This is a genomic window from Bradyrhizobium jicamae (assembly GCF_018130215.1).
In the GTDB taxonomy this organism is placed as follows: domain Bacteria; phylum Pseudomonadota; class Alphaproteobacteria; order Rhizobiales; family Xanthobacteraceae; genus Bradyrhizobium; species Bradyrhizobium jicamae_A.
Map to the genome: position 1 here is coordinate 1 of NZ_JAFCKQ010000121.1, position 1,556 is coordinate 1,556.

Annotated in this window: 1 protein-coding gene and 1 pseudogene; both read right to left on the reverse strand. The window is 62.1% G+C overall.

All coding sequences use genetic code 11. From position 1 onward, the window contains the following. Nucleotides 1–434 (reverse strand): annotated as a pseudogene (locus JQ586_RS40220) (carbohydrate ABC transporter permease); the annotation flags it as partial. After that, nucleotides 431–1,363, reverse strand: coding sequence for a carbohydrate ABC transporter permease (locus JQ586_RS40225; protein WP_249148696.1), 933 nt, complete (start codon nucleotides 1,361–1,363; stop codon nucleotides 431–433). The pseudogene JQ586_RS40220 and the gene JQ586_RS40225, both read right to left, overlap by 4 nt. Nucleotides 1,364–1,556: the final 193 nt, after the last annotated feature.

Consider the following 1,556-nt stretch of genomic DNA (forward strand, 5'->3'; position numbering starts at 1 on the left):
AAGGCGTAAGCGGCAAGCGTTCCAAGGAAGACAGCCAGGAAAGTCGAGCCGAAACCGATGATCAGCGAATTGACGAAACGCGGCACCACCTTGGACGGCCCTGCAATCACCATGTCGTGCTTGCGGACCAGCTTGTCGTACCAGGTCTGGGGCGGGGGCAGCTTCGCGATGAAATCCGGCGTCTGGCGGGTGCGCACGGTGAACAGGTTGACATAGCCCTCGAGGGTCGGCTCGAAAATCACCTTCGGCGGATAGGCGATGGCATCGCTCTGCGACTTGAATGCGGTGGCGACGATCCAGAGCAGCGGCAGGATCGTGATCACGGCGTAGAGGATGACGAGGGTACCGGCGAACGCCTTGGTACGCGGCGAGGCCTCGACGATGGAGTGCGCGGTGGATCTGGCGAGGACAGATTTAGCAACTGCAGCGGTCATCGTTGCTTCACCTTGTTGAGCGCTTTGACGTAGATGTTGGCGGCACCGAACACGGTCACGAACAGGATGATGGCGAGCGCGGACGAATAGCCGGTGCGCCATTTCTCGAACGCGGCGCGCTTCAGCGTGATCGACACCAGCTCGGTGGTCGATCCCGGTCCGCCCGACGTCAGCAGATTGACCATGTCGAACATCTTGAAATTCTCGATCGCGCGGAACAGCACGGCGAGCATCAGGAACGGCACCGTCATCGGCAGCGTGATCGACCAGAACTGCCGCCAGGCCGAGGCGCGATCGACCTCGGCGGCCTCATAGATGTAATCGGGGATCGAGCGCAGCCCGGCGAGGCAGATCAGCATCACGTAGGGCGCCCACATCCAGGTGTCGACCAGCACGATGGTCCAGGGCGCGAGCGACACCTGGCCGGTCATGCTGAACGAACTCGGCGGCACGCCGGTGAACAGGCTGATCAGATAGTTGAAGGGGCCGATCTGCGGCTGCAGCAGCAGCGTCCAGAAATTGCCGACCACCGCCGGCGACAGCATCATCGGCAGCAGGATGATCGTGGTCCAGAAGCTGTGGCCGCGGAATTGGCGATTGATCAGGAGCGCGAGGCCAAAGCCGACGACCACCTGCAACGCCACCGAGCAGATCACGAATTGCGCCGTGGTCTGGAGCCGGATCCAGACGTCCTCGTCCGTGAGGATGTCGCTGAAATTGTCGAGGCCTACGAACCGCAGCGGGAGATAGGACATGCTGAGGTTGAGGTTGGTGAAGGAGAGCCGGATCATCCAGATCAGCGGGAAGATGTTGATCGCGAGCAGCAACGCGATCGTCGGCGCGACGAACAGCCACGCAATGGTCCGGTCGGACAGACCATGGACGCGGCGCGCGGCGCGGGATTTTGTGGGCTCGCTCACGCCGGGCATCGTAGCATGATCGGGTTGCAGGATCGTCGACATCTTGTCCATCGGCTGGGCTGGTTCTGCTTCCCCGAGACGGTGCCCGGGGAAGCCAGTTCAGTTGGGTCGCGGAGTCGGGGATTTACTGCGAGGCGACTTCCTTGCCCTGCTCCTTGAAGACCTTGGTCCAGTCCTTGACCAGGAGATCGAGCGCCTGCTG